Annotated in this window: 18 protein-coding genes and 4 pseudogenes; 14 read left to right on the top strand and 8 right to left on the bottom strand. The window is 43.7% G+C overall.

Annotated features, from left to right (window positions below; translation table 11 throughout):
- Positions 1-253: 253 nt before the first annotated feature.
- From BM135_RS15075 to BM135_RS15065, 3 genes are all read left to right on the top strand, one after another.
- On the top strand, positions 254-832 hold the full coding sequence (locus tag BM135_RS15075; protein ID WP_139204121.1) for a hypothetical protein: 579 nt from the start codon (positions 254-256) through the stop codon (positions 830-832).
- Between the two features lie 33 nt (positions 833-865).
- Positions 866-1,072, top strand: coding sequence for a hypothetical protein (locus BM135_RS15070; RefSeq protein ID WP_092521119.1), 207 nt, complete (start codon positions 866-868; stop codon positions 1,070-1,072).
- A 73-nt stretch (positions 1,073-1,145) separates the two neighbouring features.
- Positions 1,146-2,033, top strand: coding sequence for a GNAT family N-acetyltransferase (locus BM135_RS15065; protein ID WP_092521121.1), 888 nt, complete (start codon positions 1,146-1,148; stop codon positions 2,031-2,033).
- On the opposite strand, the gene rfaC is transcribed toward BM135_RS15065, so the two are convergent.
- From rfaC to rfaD, 3 genes are read right to left on the bottom strand one after another with little or no spacing between them, the layout of a single operon-like run.
- Entirely contained in the window at positions 2,013-2,990 is a 978-nt protein-coding gene (rfaC, locus tag BM135_RS15060; RefSeq protein WP_092521117.1) for a lipopolysaccharide heptosyltransferase RfaC, read from the bottom strand. The genes BM135_RS15065 and rfaC overlap by 21 nt on opposite strands.
- Positions 2,990-4,042: an ADP-heptose--LPS heptosyltransferase RfaF gene (rfaF, locus tag BM135_RS15055; protein ID WP_092521115.1), complete on the bottom strand. Its 1,053-nt coding sequence runs from the start codon at positions 4,040-4,042 to the stop codon at positions 2,990-2,992. Before rfaF ends, rfaC begins: the two co-directional genes overlap by 1 nt.
- Positions 4,043-4,051: 9 nt before the next feature.
- On the bottom strand, positions 4,052-4,990 hold the full coding sequence (gene rfaD, locus BM135_RS15050) for an ADP-glyceromanno-heptose 6-epimerase (protein WP_092521113.1): 939 nt from the start codon (positions 4,988-4,990) through the stop codon (positions 4,052-4,054).
- Between the two features lie 296 nt (positions 4,991-5,286).
- Here rfaD and kbl point away from each other — a divergent pair, with 296 nt between their 5' ends.
- Together kbl and tdh are read left to right on the top strand one after the other, a co-directional pair.
- Positions 5,287-6,483 carry a glycine C-acetyltransferase gene (kbl, locus tag BM135_RS15045; RefSeq protein WP_092521111.1) on the top strand — a complete coding sequence of 399 codons (1,197 nt, stop codon included), beginning with the start codon at positions 5,287-5,289 and terminating at the stop codon, positions 6,481-6,483.
- A 9-nt stretch (positions 6,484-6,492) separates the two neighbouring features.
- Entirely contained in the window at positions 6,493-7,518 is a 1,026-nt protein-coding gene (gene tdh, locus BM135_RS15040; RefSeq protein ID WP_092521109.1) for an L-threonine 3-dehydrogenase, read from the top strand.
- Here tdh and BM135_RS15035 read toward each other — a convergent pair.
- The gene (locus BM135_RS15035; RefSeq protein WP_092521107.1) at positions 7,515-8,543 is read right to left on the bottom strand and encodes a divergent polysaccharide deacetylase family protein; all 1,029 of its coding nucleotides are present in this window, start codon (positions 8,541-8,543) and stop codon (positions 7,515-7,517) included. The two genes, tdh and BM135_RS15035, sit on opposite strands and share 4 nt — an antisense overlap.
- Positions 8,544-8,559: 16 nt before the next feature.
- The gene (gene envC / locus BM135_RS15030; RefSeq protein ID WP_092521105.1) at positions 8,560-9,876 is read right to left on the bottom strand and encodes a murein hydrolase activator EnvC; all 1,317 of its coding nucleotides are present in this window, start codon (positions 9,874-9,876) and stop codon (positions 8,560-8,562) included.
- A 330-nt stretch (positions 9,877-10,206) separates the two neighbouring features.
- Here envC and BM135_RS15025 point away from each other — a divergent pair, with 330 nt between their 5' ends.
- The 4 genes from BM135_RS15025 (at position 10,207) to cysE (ending at position 13,050) form a co-directional block, all read left to right on the top strand.
- Entirely contained in the window at positions 10,207-10,644 is a 438-nt protein-coding gene (locus BM135_RS15025) for a rhodanese-like domain-containing protein (RefSeq protein ID WP_092521103.1), read from the top strand.
- Positions 10,645-10,719: 75 nt separating this feature from the next.
- Positions 10,720-11,190, top strand: a complete 471-nt coding sequence (gene secB / locus BM135_RS15020) for a protein-export chaperone SecB (protein WP_092521101.1) — start codon at positions 10,720-10,722, stop codon at positions 11,188-11,190.
- Positions 11,190-12,209, top strand: coding sequence for an NAD(P)H-dependent glycerol-3-phosphate dehydrogenase (gene gpsA, locus BM135_RS15015; RefSeq protein WP_092521099.1), 1,020 nt, complete (start codon positions 11,190-11,192; stop codon positions 12,207-12,209). The genes secB and gpsA overlap by 1 nt, the downstream gene beginning before the upstream one ends.
- 19 nt (positions 12,210-12,228) lie before the next feature.
- Positions 12,229-13,050, top strand: coding sequence for a serine O-acetyltransferase (cysE, locus tag BM135_RS15010; RefSeq protein ID WP_092521097.1), 822 nt, complete (start codon positions 12,229-12,231; stop codon positions 13,048-13,050).
- 69 nt (positions 13,051-13,119) lie between these two features.
- Here cysE and trmL read toward each other — a convergent pair whose 3' ends face one another.
- The gene (gene trmL, locus BM135_RS15005; RefSeq protein WP_092521095.1) at positions 13,120-13,623 is read right to left on the bottom strand and encodes a tRNA (uridine(34)/cytosine(34)/5-carboxymethylaminomethyluridine(34)-2'-O)-methyltransferase TrmL; all 504 of its coding nucleotides are present in this window, start codon (positions 13,621-13,623) and stop codon (positions 13,120-13,122) included.
- Positions 13,624-13,796: 173 nt separating this feature from the next.
- On the opposite strand from trmL, the gene BM135_RS15000 reads away from it, so the two are divergent.
- Positions 13,797-14,120 carry an IS630 transposase-related protein gene (locus BM135_RS15000; RefSeq protein ID WP_092521093.1) on the top strand — a complete coding sequence of 108 codons (324 nt, stop codon included), beginning with the start codon at positions 13,797-13,799 and terminating at the stop codon, positions 14,118-14,120.
- Between the two features lie 210 nt (positions 14,121-14,330).
- Here the strand turns inward: BM135_RS15000 and BM135_RS18045 are convergent.
- A pseudogene (locus BM135_RS18045) lies at positions 14,331-14,845 on the bottom strand (IS110 family transposase); the annotation flags it as partial.
- A 245-nt stretch (positions 14,846-15,090) separates the two neighbouring features.
- On the opposite strand from BM135_RS18045, the gene BM135_RS14985 reads away from it, so the two are divergent.
- Positions 15,091-16,095: an IS110 family RNA-guided transposase gene (locus BM135_RS14985; RefSeq protein ID WP_092521091.1), complete on the top strand. Its 1,005-nt coding sequence runs from the start codon at positions 15,091-15,093 to the stop codon at positions 16,093-16,095.
- A gap of 642 nt (positions 16,096-16,737) precedes the next feature.
- On the opposite strand, the pseudogene BM135_RS14975 reads toward BM135_RS14985, so the two are convergent.
- Positions 16,738-16,967: pseudogene (locus BM135_RS14975) on the bottom strand (transposase); the annotation flags it as partial.
- 180 nt (positions 16,968-17,147) lie between these two features.
- On the opposite strand from BM135_RS14975, the gene galF reads away from it, so the two are divergent.
- The 3 genes and pseudogenes from galF to BM135_RS14960 form a co-directional block, all read left to right on the top strand.
- Entirely contained in the window at positions 17,148-18,041 is an 894-nt protein-coding gene (galF, locus tag BM135_RS14970; protein WP_092521089.1) for a UTP--glucose-1-phosphate uridylyltransferase GalF, read from the top strand.
- A gap of 443 nt (positions 18,042-18,484) precedes the next feature.
- Positions 18,485-18,912, top strand: a pseudogene (locus BM135_RS14965) (IS1 family transposase); the annotation flags it as partial.
- A 56-nt stretch (positions 18,913-18,968) separates the two neighbouring features.
- Positions 18,969-19,802: pseudogene (locus tag BM135_RS14960) on the top strand (IS630 family transposase); the annotation flags it as partial.
- Positions 19,803-19,894: the final 92 nt, after the last annotated feature.

Below are 19,894 nucleotides of genomic sequence, written 5' to 3'. Positions count from 1 at the left end.
TATAGGCCATAGCGCATTTTCCTTTGGCGAGAAAGATGCCTACTATAGCAACTGACCACCTTTTTCAGAAATTGCACCTATCATGCGAATCCAAGTCTTATAATTAATTATATGTACTATAAAAATAAAATAACCAATTTTTTCTATGGTGGATTGTATAATGGTTTTAATAAATAGAATGTTATATAAATTTATAAATAATTTTAAATATAAAATAACTAAAACTATATATAGAAACATATGTGGTAGTAAAATGAAAAATAACATGAATTTCTGGCCGCATATAAGTATATCAAGAGATATAAATGGAAAGATAGATTATGTCCTTTTTAATAAAAGGAGTGTTGATGTTTCTAGCTTTGATTTTTCATCAAGAAAACCATTAATAATTATAGCGTCAGGACCATCTGTTCTAGATATCGATATTGATTTTTTTGATAGTGAAAAATTCGATATATTAGGAGCTAATGGAGCGTATGAATTATCAAAAAATGTGAATTTCAAATATCATGTTATTATAGATAGAATATTTATTATAAATAGATTTAACCTTGTATTGAATATTTTAAATAATTATTCATTAACATTGCTAACAACAATGGATTGTTTAAATGAAATATTACTTAAAGATCATTTAGTTGTAATTAAATGTAAGATTGTGCTTATCGAGCATATTGACCAGCCAGTTTATGAAAAGGAAAGAGATTTATTTAATATAATAAGCGATGAATTGGTTGTAAATAAAAATGTTGCTTTTTCACTTAATTTAAATAAAGGATTTTATGATGGCAGAACAGTAGCCTATGCCGCTTTGCAAATAGCATTTTCTTAAATTATTAAAGAAGTATATTTTGCTGGATTAGATATGAATGACTTTGATAAACCAAGGTCTTATGAGAACCCAGATGATATCCTTGATACTGAACTAGATGAAAATTTAAAAAATATAATAATCCCTTGTTTTGATTTATCAGAAGAACTGGCTAAAAAACATGGAGTCATGATTTATAATTTATCAATGTTTAGTGCAATAAATTCATTTAAGAAAATTGAATTTAACTCGATCTTATAATATATTCCTATAATGATTGTTTATTAAGTTAATTATCTTAATGTTAAGAAGAGTTAATTTTATGGGATTGAGTATGATGAAAATAAAAGCACTTTTTTCAGGATGGAAAAATTGCGATTTCGAACAATATAAAGAAGCTTACGTCCTTTTCGGTGGGGGTGTATCAACACATCCCAATATTGTATCTTTTTTGGAGAAACATCTTGATGGGCAATTTTACTTTTATATAAAAAAAACAGAATTTGGAATTAAAGGTGCTTGTTTTTCTTACCAAAACAAAAAATTAATTGAAGAGATACAAACTAAATATCCACTATCCTATGATGAAATTATTTTCCCTATTGCAACCGATACTAAGTTGTTTTTACCAGTAAAATCAAAGAGATTATCACCTATTCATGAAATTAATTTTATTAATGCTAGCTATAGGTCTCTTTTTAGTAAACGCCAAATCTGCCTAATAAAAGACAGTTTCTCTTACAAAACCCGTCGTAATCGCAGCAATGAGATCAATAAATTCAAGCGTGCCGGAGGAGAAATCCGTCCTTCAAGTGAGTTTCGTGCAGAAGAGTTAGTAGATATTTATATCGATCTATATCAAAAGCGTTGGAACCAAAGTCATTCTGAAGAGCAAAAAAAACATCTCCTTGAAATATATACTGAACTACGTGAGCATATATTTGGTAATGTGCTACTGATTAACGGCAAACCTTGTGCTTACGATTTTGTTCTGTGGGCGGATAGCCCCAAATGGATTTCCTTTGATGCCATTAATGGTGGTTATGATCCTGAATATGCTCATCTCAGCGTTGGCAGTGTCTTGATGTGGGTGAATATCCAAGAAGCAAAAGCATTGTGTCAGCAGGGAGATAAAACTATGCGTTACTCCTTGGGTAACCCTACGTTTGAATACAAAAATCGTTGGTGTGAAACATTGCCGCTAGGAAAAGTGCTTTTTTAATATGTTTCTTAAAAGCAACATAACCTCTGAAGGTGTAATACTTTGCATCATATTATCCACCGATTTCAGAGGATGTTGTTCTTTCCCATATCCACCGATCAATCCCGGATCAGTCGGCCCAAATAGCGTGATATTGGGTCGATCAAGTGCCGCCGTAAGATGACTCAATCCCGTATCAACTGAAACCACCGCTTTTGCTCCTGCGAGAACGTGTGCGACTTCAGCGAGTGCCAGTTTTGGTAGAACATCAACATGAGAAAACCCTGCTGCCAGCCTTAATGCTCGCTGATGTTCATGCTCTGCGCCCCAAGGTAATTTAATGCGTATGCCAGTTTCTTGGATATTTGCAATAAGCTGCCGCCAATGATGTTCAGGCCAATGTTTTTCATTACGTGTTGTTGCGTGGAGAAAAACCAGATAGTTACTTTGGCTGTCGGTTTGCTGGTTCAAAAAATGACGGGCGATGGTGTAATCACCTTGCTCTGAAGGTTTTTTATAGCCCAAACTATCAGCAAATAAATCCCGAATACGTTCAACCGCATGCTGTTGCTTGTTGATGGCATGACAATAATCATAGAAAAAACTGGCGATAGGTTCGCGGATGCTTTTTCTGTCGTAACCATGTTTTGGGCCTTGTGCCAACCGAGTTACCAAAAAAGCGCTTTTTAACAGACCTTGCGCATCAATGATTGCGTCATATTGGCATTGTTGCAGTTGTTGCCTAAATCGCGCTCTTTCTTCACGAATATCTTTTCTGAACCAATTTTTTCGCCAGCGTCGAATAGCCACGGGAATCACATTTTCGACAGCACTGTGCCAGGTTGGAATCTGGGCAAATCCTTCTTCTACCACCCAATCAAATTGAATGTTAGGAAATTGCTTTCTTGCATCAGTTAATGCCGGCAGAGTATGTAACACATCCCCCATTGAGGATGTTTTTACCAGTAAAACACGCATTAATTTTGACTCTCCGCCTGTAGCAGCTTCTCTAATGAAGATAAAACCATTGCAGGCTGAATATCGATAAGACTTTGGTGATAGCCGCCGTCGCTGTCGCCTTTTCTGATTTTATGGTAGCCCGTAATCAGACGGATCACTTCGGCCTTATGTGATAGCGGTGGAGTGAAATCCGGGCTACTTGGCCCATATAAGGCCACCAGAGGACGGTTTAAAGCGGCTGCTACATGCATCAAACCAGAATCGTTTGTGACGATGGCATCACAGGCTGCGATGATATTTACTGCCTGCTCCAGTGAGGTTTTTCCTGCCAAATTAAGACAATCTTCACGGGCACCCTCGCTTAAAAGTGCGCGAATATCTTCACCTGCTTGATGATCTTTGTCGGAACCAAATAGTAATATCTGATAGCCTTTTTCGGTGATTAATTGTTCAGCCAGGGCTGCATAGTGATAATGTGGCCAGCGTTTGGCTGGGCCGAATTCAGCACCGGGGCAGAAGCCAATAATCGGACGGTGATCAGCAATATTGAAGGCTGAGGTTGATTCTGCAATGTCTTCATCATTGACACTTAATCGCGGCCATAACAGCGCTTGTGGAAGGTCATCAGCGCTGTTCATGTTTTTCCCTTCATATGCGAGAGCCACATAGCGTTGAACCATAAGCGGAAACGCACTCTTATTCAGGACTCGGATATCATTCAACAGTCCATAACGCATTTCACCGCGCCAGCCTGTACGCAACGGGATATTGGCGAAGAAAGGTACCAATGCAGATTTGAATGAATTGGGCAATACATAGGCACGATCGTATTTATTTTCACGCAATGTGAGTCCGAGGCGTCGGCGCTCCCCCAAGGCAAGAGCACCATGACCAAGCGGCATAGCCAATGCCTGATTCACTTCTGGCATTTTTGCCAGTAATGGACGGCACCATGCCGGTGCCATCACATCAATTTCTGCATTGGGGTACAAAGCTTTCAAAGTACGGTAGAGGCTTTGTGACATCATCATGTCACCTACCCATGATGGGCCGATCACCAGTATCTTCATAGAAGTCGATTAATTATCCTGATTTAGCCATTGCATATATTCAGCGACACCTTCGGCAACCGTCTTGAACGGTTTTTCATAGCCGGCAGCGCGAAGTTTTGTCAGATCTGCTTGAGTAAAGCTCTGATAACGACCTTTTAATTTTTCTGGGAAATTGATGTATTCCACGACCGGGGATTGTTCTTTATGGAATTCAGTTACAGCGTCGGCAACCGCCTGAAAAGATTCAGCGCGGCCTGTTCCACAGTTAAAGATGCCGGAAATACTATTTTTCCAGAACCACAGATTGACCGCAGCAACATCACCGACATAAATGAAATCACGGCGGAAATGCTCACTGCCGGAAAATAACTTCGGATTCTGTCCTTGATGAATCTGATTATTTAAATGATAGGCGACACTTGCCATACTGCCTTTATGCCCTTCGCGCGGCCCGTATACATTGAAATAACGGAAGCCACAAATTTGAGAATCTGCGTGGGGCAAAATATCACGAACATACTGGTCAAACAGGAATTTGGAGTAGCCATAAACATTGAGAGGTTTTTCATACTGACGCTCTTCAATGAAATTGTCACTACGGCCACCATAAGTCGCAGCAGAGGAGGCGTACAGGAAAGGGATTTGACGATCAAGGCAATAATGCAACACATCTTTAGAATATTGATAATTATTATCCATCATATACTTACCATCCCACTCTGTTGTGGATGAGCAAGCACCTTCATGGAAAATGGCATCAATGTCACCTAAATCATCACCCGCAACGATGCTAGCAATGAAGTCTTCCTTATCTATATAATCGGTGATATCCAAATCAACTAAATTGACGAACTTTGTGCCGTCTTTCAGGTTATCAACAACCAGAATATCCTTGTAGCCTTCGTCATTCAGTGCCTTGACAATATTGCTGCCGATAAACCCTGCGCCACCAGTGACAATAATCATTTGGCTCACCTCTAAATAGTTTGTTCATTATTACACCCAGATTCTTCCAAATTGCAGCCTTCTTACTGTAACTTGATATCTATTGGGTAGATCTTTGCTGCGTATAATAGCACTTAACCCTACTGACGACAGCAGCTTAAACAGGCGAATATCCTGAAATTTTGCTGCATGCCAGACTCTGAGCCGTGATCAGCTTTACAAAGTTGATATTATCTTTCTCGTTGTGTCGTCACTGGCAGGATCTATCAGTAAAATACACCACGCTTTTCACTTAATTAGGTACCTAGGAGAGAAAAATGTCAGCGTCTTTTTACCAGAAAATTAATGAGCAGTTGGAGCAAACCCGCTCGGAAGGGTTATTCAAAAGTGAACGTATTATTACTTCTGCCCAGAATGCCAATATTGCTGTTGCCGAAGGTAACCAAGTCATTAATTTTTGTGCCAATAACTACTTAGGTTTGGCCAATCACCCTGACCTGATCGCAGCCGCAAAAGCAGGAATGGATAGCCACGGTTTCGGTATGGCATCCGTTCGTTTTATTTGTGGTACACAAGACTCCCATAAAGAATTAGAAAATAAGATTGCTGAGTTCTTGGGTATGGAAGATGCCATTCTGTATTCTTCTTGCTTTGATGCAAACGGCGGTCTGTTTGAAACATTATTTGGGCCAGAAGATGCCATTATTTCTGATGCCTTGAACCATGCTTCCATCATTGATGGCGTCCGTTTATGCAAAGCGAAACGTTACCGCTATGCCAATAATGACATGCAAGAATTAAAAGCACAGCTGGAAAAGGCAAAAGCCGAAGGTGCGCAAAATATCCTGATCGCAACTGATGGGGTATTTTCAATGGATGGTGTCATTGCTGACCTGAAATCCATCTGTGATTTGGCGGATGAATTTGGTGCGCTGGTCATGGTTGATGATTCACATGCGGTTGGCTTTGTTGGCAAACAGGGACGTGGCACGCATGAACATTGTGATGTCATGGGGCGTGTTGACATCATCACCGGCACGCTCGGGAAAGCTTTGGGCGGTGCATCCGGTGGTTATACCGCCGCGCGTAAAGAAGTTGTTGAATGGTTGCGCCAGCGTTCACGCCCATATCTATTCTCCAACTCACTGGCTCCAGCCATTGTTGCTGCATCGATCAAGGTGTTGGACATGCTGGAAAATGGAGACGATCTGCGTGAGCGTCTCTGGAAAAATGCGAACTTGTTCCGTGAAAAAATGACTGCGGCAGGTTTCACACTGGCAGGCGCTGATCATGCCATCATCCCTGTCATGTTGGGGGATGCGAAACTGGCACAGGAATTTGCGGCAGAATTACTGAAAGAAGGCATTTATGTAATTGGGTTCTTCTATCCGGTTGTTCCTAAAGGTCAGGCGCGTATCCGAACCCAGATCTCAGCCGCCCATACTGAAGAACAAATTGAACATGTGGTGGCTGCATTTACACGCATTGGCAGGCAATTGAACGTCATTGCCTAAGGTATCATTATGAAAGCATTATCTAAATTAAAGCCAGAAGAAGGTATCTGGATGACGGATGTGCCCATGCCAGAACTTGGGCACAATGATGTGATGATTAAAATCCGTAAAACTGCCATTTGTGGGACGGATGTTCACATCTATAACTGGGATGATTGGTCTCAAAAAACTATCCCTGTTCCAATGGTGGTGGGGCACGAATATGTTGGTGAAATCGTTGCTATCGGTCAGGAAGTAAAAGGGTTCAAGATTGGCGATCGCGTGTCCGGTGAAGGTCACATCACCTGTGGTCACTGCCGTAACTGCCGTGGCGGGCGTACTCATTTATGCCGTAATACCACGGGTGTTGGTGTAAACCGTGAAGGCGCTTTTGCTGAATATTTGGTTATTCCTGCATTTAATGCCTTTAAAATTCCAGACAATATACCAGATGAGCTGGCCGCTATTTTTGACCCATTCGGCAATGCAGTACACACTGCTCTGTCTTTTGATCTGGTGGGGGAAGATGTACTGGTATCAGGTGCTGGCCCTATCGGGATTATGGCGGCAGCGGTGTGTAAGCATATTGGGGCTCGTCATGTCGTGATTACAGATGTGAACGAATATCGCCTTGAACTGGCTAGTAAAATGGGTGTTACCCGTGCGGTGAATGTCAGCAAAGAAAACCTGACCGACGTCATGGCAGAATTAGGAATGACAGAAGGTTTTGATGTCGGTTTAGAGATGTCAGGAGCACCACCCGCATTTTGCACTTTGCTTAATACCATGAATCACGGTGGACGTATTGCTCTGTTGGGGATTCCTCCATCAGATATGGCGATAGATTGGAATCAAGTCATCTTTAAGGGATTATTCATCAAGGGTATCTACGGGCGTGAGATGTTCGAAACTTGGTACAAGATGGCGGCTTTGATCCAATCCGGCCTAGATTTGTCCCCGATGATCACTCATCAATTCTCGATTGATGATTACCAGAAAGGCTTTGATATCATGCGATCAGGGCAATCTGGCAAAGTAATCTTAAATTGGGATTAAAAATTAGCACAGGCGTCTTTGGTTTTTTGGGCGCCTGTTTGATCGTCTTTTTGTTGCGGCTTTGTTTTACCTGCCATTTTGTTTTCCGTTGTTTGCCTTACTTCTGGTTTGCCTGAATCATTTGGTGTTTCCTGTGCCCGATAATGACCCAACAGTTTTTGCATATGTCGATTTAAAGAATTAACGATTACATTGTTAGATAATGCCTTTCCTAACATCTTGAGATAATCCGATGAAGTTGCTGGTGCTGGCTTTGATTCACGGGGCTTTATGCAATTACGCACAATTTGATTATCGTTTTTGGTTGTCGGAGCAGAGCTTAACAACATACTAGGTGTGACCAACTCAATATCACTGGGTAATGTAGCAAGTGTTTGCTGTAAGGCACGCATGGTTGTTGGGTGCGGGTGTCCAATGGCAATGGCAGAACCTTGTTTGCGGGCGAGGGCGATTGCGCGGTTAAGTTGATGCCGTGTTTCTGCTTCGGTTTGAGTATTATCCAAAAAAATATTGCGGCGGAGCACTGGAACAGAAGTTCCTATCGCCGCTTTGGTAACTTGTGTATTACCGATTGTCACACTGTCCAGAAAATAGAGGCGACGATGGGATAACTCTTGTATTACCTTTTCCATGCCACTGAAATTAGAGGTCATTGCACTGCCCATATGATTATTCATACCAACAGCATGGGGAACTTTCTGTATAGCATCTTGAATAATACGGGCAATTTCTTCCCGGTTCATGGCAGGATGGAGTGTGTATTTTTCCAGAGGTTGCTTGCTTAATGGTGCCATTGGCAGGTGGATTAAAATTTCCCGTCCCTGCTGATAGGCCTTTTCTGCCATTTTCCTGCCGTATGGGGAGTTGGGCAGGATTGCGATAGAAACCGCAACAGACATTTGGAATATCTTATTTTCTGCATTAACACGATAGCCAACATCATCAATGACGATGGCTAAACGTGCTGCTTGAACGTTTAAGGTAAACAGCAATGATGTGAAGAATAACAGTATACTAGTATTCATCCTGTATCGTTCTATCCTATTTTCCTAACCACGGTAATGGGTTAACAGCCCGACCCTGACGGCGAATTTCAAAGTACAGTGAGGGTTGTTGTTGTCCACCACTGCTCCCAACCAGAGCTATTGGTTGGCCTGCTCGAACCTGTTGCCCAACACTGACCAATGTACTCTGGTTGTAACCGTAAATGCTCATATCGCCTTTACCATGTTCAACCACGACAACCAGGCCATAGCCCTGCAACCAGTCTGCCAGCAATACACGTCCATCTGAGATTGCCCTTACTTCAGTACTTTCTGCCGCGGAGATCACAACCCCTTTCCAGCGCAGTTCACCTTGTATTGCTTCTCCGAAACTATGGATGACACGACCGCGTACTGGCCAAATTGCTTGCCCGGCAGGGCGTCCAAGACCGCCAGTCCGTGCCATGAGAGCACGTTCTTCTTCTGTTGGTTTGTAGCTGGAGCCTTTTTGTTGGGCTTGTTTCTGTTTAGCGGCAACTTGAGCACGAACGCGAGCTGCTTCACGAGCTTCACGTTCAGCACGCGCTTTGGCTTCCCGTTCAGCTTTGGCAATCTTGTCCCTCAATCTGGTTTCATTCTGCCGAAGCTCTGTGAGGCCCTGTTGCTCTTTTTTCAATGAAGATTCCAGTGTCGTTAATGTTTTCTGTCGCGCGGTGCGGACAACTTCCATTTTCTGTTTTTGCTGTTTTTGGCTGGTTAGTTTCGCTTTCTGTTCACTTTGTTTTTCTAGTTGCTGCTTTTTTTGCTGGTTGAGTTCTTCGGTTGTTTTTTGCAGTTTGACTATAGTTTCCTGACGTGTCTGATTCAAATAACTGTAATACGCGAGAATACGCTCTTTGCGCTGACTTTCCTGCCCATTAAGCAATAATTCTAATCCTTGGTTATTTCCTTGCCGAAAGGCAGCATCTAATTGGTTGGCAAGTAATTGACGCTGTTCCTTTTGTTGCGTTTGCAGGCGTTTGATATTTACATTCAGCGATGAAACCTCATTTTCTAGTTGATTCAGACGAGTTTGAGTCGTGTGCAACGAACGTCCCACCTCTGAGATAGTACTTTCTTGTTCTTTTAATTGATTAAGCAGGTCAGTACGTTGTTTTTGCTGCTGTTTTACATTTTTCTCTTTCTCGGCAATATCCTGTTGAATATCTTTGAGCTGATTTTTATTCTCTGAAATCTGATTTGCGAAAGTACTTGTAATGAAGCTGAAAAAGGTGAACAACAAGGCACAGAATAGCTGTAACGCTCTGATTTTATTTTGCCGTTTGTATTGTTTCTGCCGATTCTTACGACTCTTTAGATCCTTATTTTCAGCCATCTTAATTGAGTACCTTGCTGCTATATAGCGCCTGATTATTTCATGAGGAATTGCCTCTGACCAGAGAACAGCCTGTTTTTTATCATTAATATAAGTTTTAGTTAATTTAGCTCATTTATTGTCGAAGATCCTGCCTTGGCCTAGTGTTACATGAAATATTTTAATCATGCATTACAATCAAGTTGTTCTCGGTGTATTTTTTAATTTTTCTCGAAACTCTCCGCAAAATCTGCATTGGATTGGTGCTAATTGGCTGTAATTGACGCAACACACAGGTATACTCTTCTACCTTAGATATTTGTTATTAACTAACGGGAGTTGTTGCCCCCCATGCTGCAAGAAATCATGCAATTTATTAGCCGGAACACGATCCTGAGCCTTGTCTGGGCTGCATTGCTGGTGGCTGTCATTGTTATGACGGTAAAAGGTGTGTTCTCCAAGAGTAAAGAGATCACCCGTGCTCAGGCTATCCATTTAATCAACAAGGAAGAAGCTATCGTTGTGGATTTACGTTCCCGTGACGATTTCCGCAGAGGGCATATCATAGGTTCCGTTAACCTGACGCCATCTGAGATTAAAGACAATAATCTAGGTGAGTTGGAGAAACATAAAAAACAGCCCGTCCTCGTAGTTTCAGCCAATGGGCTGGAATCCAGAATACCGGCGGAGAATTTGGTTCGTTTTGGCTTCGAGCAGGTTTATTCTCTGAAAGAAGGAATTGCTGGCTGGGCGGGTGAAAATTTGCCATTGGCTCATGGCAAGAAATAACGAGCTTAGATGCAAGTAATATGCTTGTACGATTAAAAGGTTCAATAAGGACATCTGAAAAAGGTAAACATTATTATGTCAGAACAAAACAACACAGAAATGGCTTTCCAGATCCAGCGTATTTACACGAAAGATGTTTCTTTCGAAGCACCAAAAGCACCGCAGATTTTCCAGCAGGAATGGCAACCGGAAGTCAAATTGGATCTGGACACTGCTTCCAGTGAATTGGTTCAGGGAGTTTATGAAGTTGTTCTGCGCGTTACTGTTACGGCGGCACTGGGAGAAGAAACTGCGTTCCTGTGTGAAGTTCAGCAGGCAGGTATTTTCTCCATTGATGGCATTGAAGGGACACAACTGGCACACTGCTTAGGTGCCTATTGCCCGAATATTCTGTTCCCATATGCCCGTGAATGCATCACCAGCTTGGTAGGTCGTGGTACTTTCCCACAACTGAACTTGGCTCCAGTTAACTTTGATGCACTGTTCATGAACTATCTGCAACAGCAGGCTGACACACAGCCTAATGGGGTTGAACAGGAAGCCTAATGAATACTGCTTCTATGACAGTGATCGGTGCCGGCTCATACGGCACCGCTTTAGCCATTACTTTGGCTCGTAATGGACATGAAGTTATGCTTTGGGGGCATAACCCTGAGCACGTTAATGCATTGCAACAAGCGCGTTGTAATGAGACATTTTTACCGGATGTTTCTTTTCCTGATAGTTTACTGCTTGAGGCTGATCTGAAAAGTGCCGTTTCAGCCAGTCGCAATATCCTGATAGTGGTTCCCAGCCATGTTTTCGGTGATGTCCTGCAACAGATAAAGCCACATTTACAACATGATAGCCGTATTGTTTGGGCGACCAAGGGGCTTGAGGCTGAAACAGGGCGCTTATTACAAGATGTAGCCCGTGAGATATTAGGTAATGAAATCCCCTTGGCGGTAGTTTCTGGCCCGACATTCGCAAAAGAGCTGGCAGCCGGTTTACCAACCGCGATAGCTGTTTCTGCCACAACACCTGAATTTGGTGAAGAGCTTCAACAGCTTTTCCATTGCGGCAAAAGTTTCCGGGTATACAAAAACCCTGATTTCATCGGAGTGCAGCTCGGTGGAGCAATAAAAAATGTTATTGCAATTGGTGCAGGGATCTCTGATGGTATGGGATTCGGGGCAAATGCCCGCACGGCGTTGATTACCCGAGGATTGGCGGAGATGAGCCGTCTTGGCGTGGCATTGGGAGCTGACTCTTCGACATTTATGGGAATGGCAGGGTTGGGAGACTTAGTCCTGACCTGCACTGATAACCAATCCCGTAACCGTCGCTTTGGCATGATGCTGGGAAAAGGTATTGATGTTGATGAAGCGCAGCGCAAAATCGGGCAAGTTGTAGAAGGATATCGTAATACCAAAGAAGTTCGAGCTTTGGCGGAGCGAGTGGGTGTCGAAATGCCTATCACAGAGCAGATCTACCAGATACTGTACTGCAATAAAAATGTGATTGAAGCCGCTCAAGCATTATTGGGAAGAGCTACAAGAGATGAGGGAGAGGGCTCTCACTCTTAAATCAAACGGGAACACTGATATGTCGCGAGCAGAACTGAACGAAGTCTGGAAAAATATAAAAAACGAGGCGAGGGTTCTGGCTGACTGTGAACCCATGCTAGCCAGTTTTTTTCACGCGACACTACTCAAGCATGAAAATCTTGGTAGTGCCCTGAGTTATATGCTGGCAAATAAGCTGGCAACACCGATTATGCCTCCTATTGAAGTCAGAGAAGTCGTTGAAAGTGCGTATCACAGTGACCCTAAGATGATTGAATCGGCAGCACGTGATATCAAAGCTGTTCGACTGCGTGATCCGGCAGTAGATAAATATTCGACACCATTACTCTACCTTAAAGGCTTCCATGCCCTACAGGCCTACCGCATTGCACACTGGTTATGGAAACAAGATCGCAAAGCATTGGCAATTTATACGCAAAACCAAATCTCGGTTGCGTTTGGCGTTGATATCCATCCTGCCGCGAAAATTGGTTGCGGCATCATGCTCGACCACGCAACTGGTATTGTGATTGGTGAAACCGCGGTTGTTGAAAATGATGTTTCCATTCTGCAATCTGTGACTCTTGGGGGAACAGGTAAAACTAGCGGGGATCGTCATCCGAAAGTGCGTGAAGGGGTGATGATTGGCGCGGGTTCCAAAATCCTCGGTAATATAGAGATTGGTCGTGGCGCAAAAATTGGTGCGGGATCGGTGGTATTAAGATCAGTCCCACCTCATACCACAGTCGCAGGCGTACCAGCCAGGATTGTTGGAAAACCGGAAAGTGATAAGCCATCACTGGATATGAATCAGCATTTTAATGGCATCAATAATGGATTTGAGAATGGAGCTGGGATTTGAAATTCTGTTCCTTTTCTTGTAGTCAATAAATAGAACATTCAGCGCGGGTTAGGCGCTGAATGTCATATATTAATCCCTCAATAACGCACCTGGATAACCCAGTTGCCGCCATGCTTCAAACACGACCACCGAAACAGAATTGGACAGATTCATGCTACGGCTATCTGGCAGCATAGGAATTCTGATTTTCAGTTCAGGTGGCATGTTATCTAACACATAAGACGGCAAACCACGGGTTTCCGGACCAAACATCAGGTAATCACCATCACGATAACTCACATTACTGTGCGCCGGAGTGCCTTTTGTGGTTAAGGCAAACAGACGCGCACCAGACGAAGATTGTGAATTGACTGGACTAAGCCCTTCACTTTCCAAGAATGCGTTGTAGTCGTGATGTTGTTTGATATTGGCGAATTCGTGGTAATCCAATCCTGCGCGGCGCAGGCGTTTGTCATCCCATGTAAAACCCAAAGGTTGGATTAGGTGAAGTTGGCAGCCTGTGTTGGCACACAGGCGGATAATGTTGCCTGTATTAGGCGGAATTTCTGGTTCGAATAGGACGATATTTAGCATGTTTTAAGTAAATTCTTAAAGTATAATTAACAGTATCCATTTCTGCTGCGTGTGTTTTTTCTACTAAGTGTGTAGCACCAACTTCTATTTTATCAGTTAAATATATTATCTATAGCAGAATCAAAATAATATGGCATAACATCTGCATTCCAATGACAAGGCAGAGTCGTGAGATGGGTTACAGTTTAGATTTCCGCAAGAAAGTACTAGCATACAAAGACAAGTATTCGTTGACTTTCGAACAAACGGGTGCTCACTTTGATATCGCTATTCGCACCCTGTTTCGGTGGTGCCACAAGATAGAACCTTGTGTGACGCGTGATAAACCGCCCACTAAAATCAGTGATGAGGTGCTCATCATCGATGTACAAAATTACCCCGATGACTATCAATGGGAAAGAGCAAAACGCTTGGGTGTCACGCAGTCAGCTATCCATTACGCATTGAACCGGCTGAATATCACCTTCAAAAAAAACACTAAAACACCCCAACGCTGACGCTCAGGCTCGTCAGGCGTTTGTCGAGTGCATCCGCCACTATGAACACGTGGGCAAACCGATTATTTATCTGGATGAAAGCGGTTTTGCGCAGTCTATGCCACGTACACACGGTTATTCGGCGAAAGGGCTGCGTTGTTTCGGCACACACGACTGGCATGCCAAAGGTCGCATTAATGTCATTGGCGCTATTATCCAAAAGACCTTCGTGACCTTAAGCTGTTCTTGTATGAAACTGCTCATTAAGGTGATGCTTTCTCGAATTTCGGGATGACAACTCCCCAACCTTTGGCGTTCTGAGATGGAAAGGACGACCAATTGGCGGCGACGTGCGATCATGGCTTGCAGCACGCGTTGTTGAGCAGAGGGTAATATCCTGGCTATTTTATCCCGGTCTGCTCGTTGAGACAAAACCAGGGCTAACTGTGCCAGCACCAGAGCATCTATTTTAAGTGACCCATTGCCTTAGCAAAGTCACGGGCTTGTCGGGGATTGACGATAGCAACAGCCACCACTATGGATTGCAAAACACAAGCAACAGGCATCTCATAACCACCTGTTGCTTCTAATACAACTAAATCAATCTCATAGTTAGCCAATGTAGCTGCTAGTTCATCATGACCCTCAGGGGTATTTGGATATGTCATGATAGTTCCCTGTTCGCCAAGTGCAATTTCAAGTGAAGCTTTAGCAACATCAATACCAACACAAATTATTTCAGTCATGGTTCTTCGGCTCCCATTCTTGCAAATGCGAATTTTATTTCAAGCAACTGTTCGGGTTTCTCGAAGAAAAGTAACAATCATGCGTCGCAAGCTCATTAACGGGCTTAATCCCTTGATGGTTATCTGACTGTATGATTGTTGCCAATCTCACTTAACCATCATAAACCCGATTAAAGATACAAGATGGTCGCCCCCACCCTGTGAGCGATACTCTAACAGGGTATTTTCTTTCTGGAGAGGCCACTATGCAAAACGTCACACTCATCGGTATCGATCTCGGCAAACATGCTTTCCATATTCATTGTCAGGACAAATCCGGCAAGGCCATTCTGCGTAAAAAGTTTACGCGTACCAAGCTCATGCAGTTTTTGGCAACGTGTCCCTCTTCAACGGTTGTGATGGAAGCCTGTGCTAGCGCTCATTTTATGGCGCGACGGATTGGCGGTTTAGGCCATGAAGCCAAACTCATCTCTCCCCAATTTGTGCGCCCGTTTGTCAAAAGTAATAAAAATGATTTTGTTGATGCAGAGGCGATATGTGAAGCCGCCTCACGGCCATCAATGCGTTTTGTCCAGCCGAGAACAGAGACTCAACAAGCCATGAGAGCGCTACACCGTATCAGAGACTCACTCATCCGGGATAAGGTCAAAACGACTAACCAAATTCAGGCCTTTTTGCTGGAGTTCGGTATCAGTCTGCCAAAAGGCGAGGCGGTCATTAAACGCTTATCACGGGTACTTGCGGAACACGACATTCCCGATTATTTGAGCCGTTTGCTGATGAGATTACACACCCACTATCTTTATCTTGTTGAGCAAATCACGTCGTTAGAAGCCGAATTACACCAATCGATTGAAGCAGATGAGACGGCTCAACGCCTGATGACAATCCCGGGGATTGGCCCCATCACGGCCAGCTTGCCCTCCTCTCAGCTCGGTGACGGTAAACAATTTTCAGGCAGCCGGGATTTTGTGGCCGCTACCGGGCTTGTGCCCCGACAATACAGCACAGGCGGAAAAACCACCCTGCTGGGTATCAGCAAGCGAGGCAACAAAAATCTGCGCAGGTTACTGGTTCAGTGCGCCCGCATATTCATGATGCGGCTGGAACATCAACAGAGCAGACTGGCTGAGTGGGTTCGGGAACAACTGAGTAAGAAACATTCGAACGTCGTTGCCTGTGCGCTGGCAAACAAGCTGGCACGGATCGCGTGGGCAATCACCACTCAGCAAAATGAATATTGGGTCTGATAGATGTCAATCTGATTCAATAGACGGATTATAAAGCAGTTAAAGACAAGTTATTCATCTGGTTTTGCGAAGACTGATTATTGATGACATGAACGGCCTATCGGCCTGATGAAGAATCTGAACGTAAGAATGGCTCATCGAAGCCGAAGTCATTTTCAGGTTCACCAGGCACGGAACTCATCGTGGCGCGGGCATTTTTGCCCATAATGATGCCGGATAGATTTAAGCAAGCCAACCCGACATCAAAATCAGTGTTGCAAAAACGGGGGTGACCATAGATTCATGCCTGGATAACACAAGATTTGCTGCCAAAGCTTCCAAGCAGTGCAGTGATTGTCATGGATAATGCCCCATTCCATAAACGAAATGACAAGATAAAAACGATAGCAGACTACGGAAGACAGTTGCTTACAGCCCGGATTTGAATCTCATCGAACACAAATGGGCCGAAGCCAAAGCGATAAGAAGACGAGAAAGATGTTCAATTGATGAGCTGTTTATGGAGTATGTAGATCATATCGAATTATATTGATTTAGCTATAGTACTACAGCCGTAGCCTATATTGTGTCATGATGACTGCCTCTTCTTTTCCTTCAGACAAGGGGAGGTGCCAAATGAAATCGCTTGCCAATATCTGCGATTTCAACATGTTGTATCTTTTTCTTCAGGTCACGTATTTCAATTTGCTCAGGCGTCATGGGGGCCGCTTTCGGCGATTTTCCATGCCGTTCATGCCGGAGCGACGGACCCAACTTCTTATGGCCGATTTACTGACATTCATGGCCTTAGCGGCTTCGCTGATGGAGTAATTCTGGTCAAGCACCAACTGGGTGCATTCCAGTTTAAATTCGGGGCTGAAACGTCGTTGCATTGTGTCACCTTTTTCATAGTTGAAGTGAGAATAACACTTCTCAGAAGGTGACCAAAATTATTGAGCCACATCAACAGATAAGCGGCGTACCATCGGTATCAAAGTAGCAATGTAATTCATGCTGGCTAAAACAAGCTAAAGAGCTATAATTCAGCAACCATTTTACAGATGGATGAAATAATGATTAATTTGAAAGCAATTATTCCGGTAGTTGATCTGAGGATGCATATGTTGCCTGCCACCAAAGCAATCCCCAAAGAGATGCTGCCGATCGTCGACAAATCTATGATTCAGTGTATCGTTGACGAGATTGTTGCTGCAGGGATCAAAGAAATCGTCCTGGTCACTCATGCGTCCAAGAAAGCAGTAGAGAACCACTTCGACACCTCCTATGAATTAGAGTCACTTCTCGAGCAGCGCGTGAAGCGCCAGTTGCTGGCGGAAGTGCAGTCCATTTGTCCTCCGGGCATGACTATCATGAACGTGCGTCAGCCGCAGCCGCTGGGACTGGATCACTCCATTCTTTGCGCTCGTCCAGTCGTCGGCGATAACCCGTTTGTGGTGGTATTACCCGATATCATCATTGATAGTGCGAGTGCTGACCCGCTGCGCTATAATCTGGCCATAATGGTGGCTCGCTTCAATGAAACAGGCCGCAGTCAGGTACTGGCAAAGCGCATGAAAGGTGACTTTTCAGAGTATTCCGTTATCCAGACGAAAAAACTGCTGGATAATGAAGGCAAAGTCAGCCGTATTGTAGAGTTCATCGAAAAACCGGCTCAGGCGCAAACTCTCTACTCCGACCTGATGGCCGTGGGTTGCTATGTGCTTTCTGCAGAAATTTGGACTGAACTGGAAAGAACCGAATCGGGTGCCTGGGGACGTATCCAGTTGACTGATGCTATTGCCGAACTGGCGAAAAAAAAGTCTGTTGACGCGATGCTGATGACTGGTGACAGTTACGATTGTGGCAAAAAGATGGGCTATATACAGGCGTTTGTGAAGTCTGGGCAGCGCAACCTGAAGGAAGGACCGAAGTTCCGCAAGGGTATTGAGACGTTGCTAAGAGAGTAAGTTCAGCCTATCGCCAGTGGCGGTTAGCGATAAAAATGATAACGGCAGCGAACATTCTGAACAGCGATGCTGATGCCAAAAGGATGTAGTTGCCGTTTTTGCTTTTATAAAAACATGTAATAACAGTAGGTTAATCCCCAAATTTTAGTCACGGTTTTATGGGATTTCTCCTTGTTTCTGACTTCGTTTGGTAAGACAATTAGCGTTTGAGTTTCAGGGAGCTTTGCTCAAGTTAGCAGGGTTCGCCACGTCTTTGGAATGTATACAGTGCACTGGTAGCTGTTAAGCCAAGGGCGGTAGCGTGGTTCTGATATAAAATATTATTAAATTTATATAAACTTAAGATAAATTTTCTATTGTTATAACAATAAGCATATTGTTGACTAGGTCATGTATTGAATAGTGAGTTATTGTGATATGCCCTAACTTTTTAGTGGTGGATCATGGCTAAAGTTGACGTTTATTGTCGTTATTGTCACGCATCAGGACATGGAAAAGGAAATGGTGGCCATCGCTCTGTTATGCCTGCCGTAAGATCTTTCAGTTGGAATACACCTATCAAGCCTACAAACCCGGTGTTAAAGAGCAGATTATCGATATGGCAATGAATAACGGAGGGATCCGCGACACCGCCTGTGTCCTGAAAGTGGTCACAAGCACCGTCATGACAACGCTTCCTCTTGACGGGGATAACATTCAGCTTATCTGTGAAATGGATGAGCGAGGGTCGTTTGGGGGAAACAAGAAAAATCAACGCTGGCTCTGGTATGCTTGGGAGTCCCGTCTGAAACGAATAGTGGCGCATGTTTTTGGGGATCGCAGCCGGAAAACATTAGACAAACTGCTTACCCTTTTATCACCCTTAACTATACCCATCGTCATTGAAGATGCTTGATTTTTCATTCGTATCAGATCAGGATCGCGCCCATGAAAATTAATCTGACAGATGCCCAAAAAGAAGCCCTCGAATTAATGCATGATACGACCCGTGATGGGCGAATACGTGACCATATCAAGGCCGTGCTTTTGGCGTCAGAAGGCTGGACGGCCCAGATGATTGCCCAGGCTTTGCGTATTCATGAAAGTACGGTGAGTCGCCATCTGAAGGATTACTTCTCTGAGGAAAAACTCGCCCCTGAAAATGGCGGCTCTGAAAGCCGTTTGTCTGCCAAACAAACGACAGAATTAATTGAGTATCTGACCGCAAATTTGATGCACACCACCGCGCAAATTGTCGCCTGTGTCTGGGCGCGCTGGCAGGTTGCTTTCACGGTGGCTGGGATGACAAAATGGCTTCACCGTCAGGGATTCAGCTACAAGAAGCCGATGGGGACTCCTCATAAATTCGATGCGGATAAACAGCAACAATTTATTGAGACCTACAATGCGCTGAAAGAAGAATGTGGCCAAAATGAGCCTATTTTGTTTATTGATGCCGTGCATCCTACCCAGTCCACAAAATTAAGTTATGGCTGGATGAAGAGCGGAAGGGAGAATGTTAAAGTAGTCGAAACCACAGGCAGTCGTACCCGCCTCAGCATCATGGGCGCACTCAATTTGCAACGGATTGAAGAGACCATTATTCATGAATATCCGACGATTAACGCTAAAAATGTCGTCCTTTTTTTCGGCTCAATCCGGGAAACCTATCCGCTTCCGCAAAAAATTCATATTATCCTGGATGGCACCGGTTACCATCGCGCTGAATTAGTTCAATTTTTCGCGGAAGTCCTGAATATTGAGTTGCATTATTTGCCACCTTGTATCTTAAATGTAGGTTAAAATAAATACGATTAGATTTGGTGCGGTGTATGCAGCCTGATGCCGCCTAGGGTTCCTAGCCCGTCTGTAAG

The sequence above is a fragment of the Xenorhabdus japonica genome, assembly GCF_900115195.1.
Lineage (GTDB): Bacteria > Pseudomonadota > Gammaproteobacteria > Enterobacterales > Enterobacteriaceae > Xenorhabdus > Xenorhabdus japonica.
The sequence above is the reverse complement of the archived record's forward strand: the minus strand, read 5'-3'. Positions and strand labels throughout refer to the sequence as shown.

Bases quoted from the DNA above. Each gene is read 5' to 3' on its own strand.
- BM135_RS15075 (WP_139204121.1), top strand. From the start codon at position 254: ATGAAAAATAACATGAATTTCTGGCCGCATATAAGTATATCAAGAGAT.
- BM135_RS15070 (WP_092521119.1), top strand. From the start codon at position 866: ATGAATGACTTTGATAAACCAAGGTCTTATGAGAACCCAGATGATATC.
- BM135_RS15065 (WP_092521121.1), top strand. From the start codon at position 1,146: ATGATGAAAATAAAAGCACTTTTTTCAGGATGGAAAAATTGCGATTTC.
- rfaC (WP_092521117.1), bottom strand. From the start codon at position 2,990: ATGCGTGTTTTACTGGTAAAAACATCCTCAATGGGGGATGTGTTACAT.
- rfaF (WP_092521115.1), bottom strand. From the start codon at position 4,042: ATGAAGATACTGGTGATCGGCCCATCATGGGTAGGTGACATGATGATG.
- rfaD (WP_092521113.1), bottom strand. From the start codon at position 4,990: ATGATTATTGTCACTGGTGGCGCAGGGTTTATCGGCAGCAATATTGTC.
- kbl (WP_092521111.1), top strand. From the start codon at position 5,287: ATGTCAGCGTCTTTTTACCAGAAAATTAATGAGCAGTTGGAGCAAACC.
- tdh (WP_092521109.1), top strand. From the start codon at position 6,493: ATGAAAGCATTATCTAAATTAAAGCCAGAAGAAGGTATCTGGATGACG.
- BM135_RS15035 (WP_092521107.1), bottom strand. From the start codon at position 8,543: ATGAATACTAGTATACTGTTATTCTTCACATCATTGCTGTTTACCTTA.
- envC (WP_092521105.1), bottom strand. From the start codon at position 9,876: ATGGCTGAAAATAAGGATCTAAAGAGTCGTAAGAATCGGCAGAAACAA.
- BM135_RS15025 (WP_092521103.1), top strand. From the start codon at position 10,207: ATGCTGCAAGAAATCATGCAATTTATTAGCCGGAACACGATCCTGAGC.
- secB (WP_092521101.1), top strand. From the start codon at position 10,720: ATGTCAGAACAAAACAACACAGAAATGGCTTTCCAGATCCAGCGTATT.
- gpsA (WP_092521099.1), top strand. From the start codon at position 11,190: ATGAATACTGCTTCTATGACAGTGATCGGTGCCGGCTCATACGGCACC.
- cysE (WP_092521097.1), top strand. From the start codon at position 12,229: ATGTCGCGAGCAGAACTGAACGAAGTCTGGAAAAATATAAAAAACGAG.
- trmL (WP_092521095.1), bottom strand. From the start codon at position 13,623: ATGCTAAATATCGTCCTATTCGAACCAGAAATTCCGCCTAATACAGGC.
- BM135_RS15000 (WP_092521093.1), top strand. From the start codon at position 13,797: ATGGGTTACAGTTTAGATTTCCGCAAGAAAGTACTAGCATACAAAGAC.
- BM135_RS14985 (WP_092521091.1), top strand. From the start codon at position 15,091: ATGCAAAACGTCACACTCATCGGTATCGATCTCGGCAAACATGCTTTC.
- galF (WP_092521089.1), top strand. From the start codon at position 17,148: ATGATTAATTTGAAAGCAATTATTCCGGTAGTTGATCTGAGGATGCAT.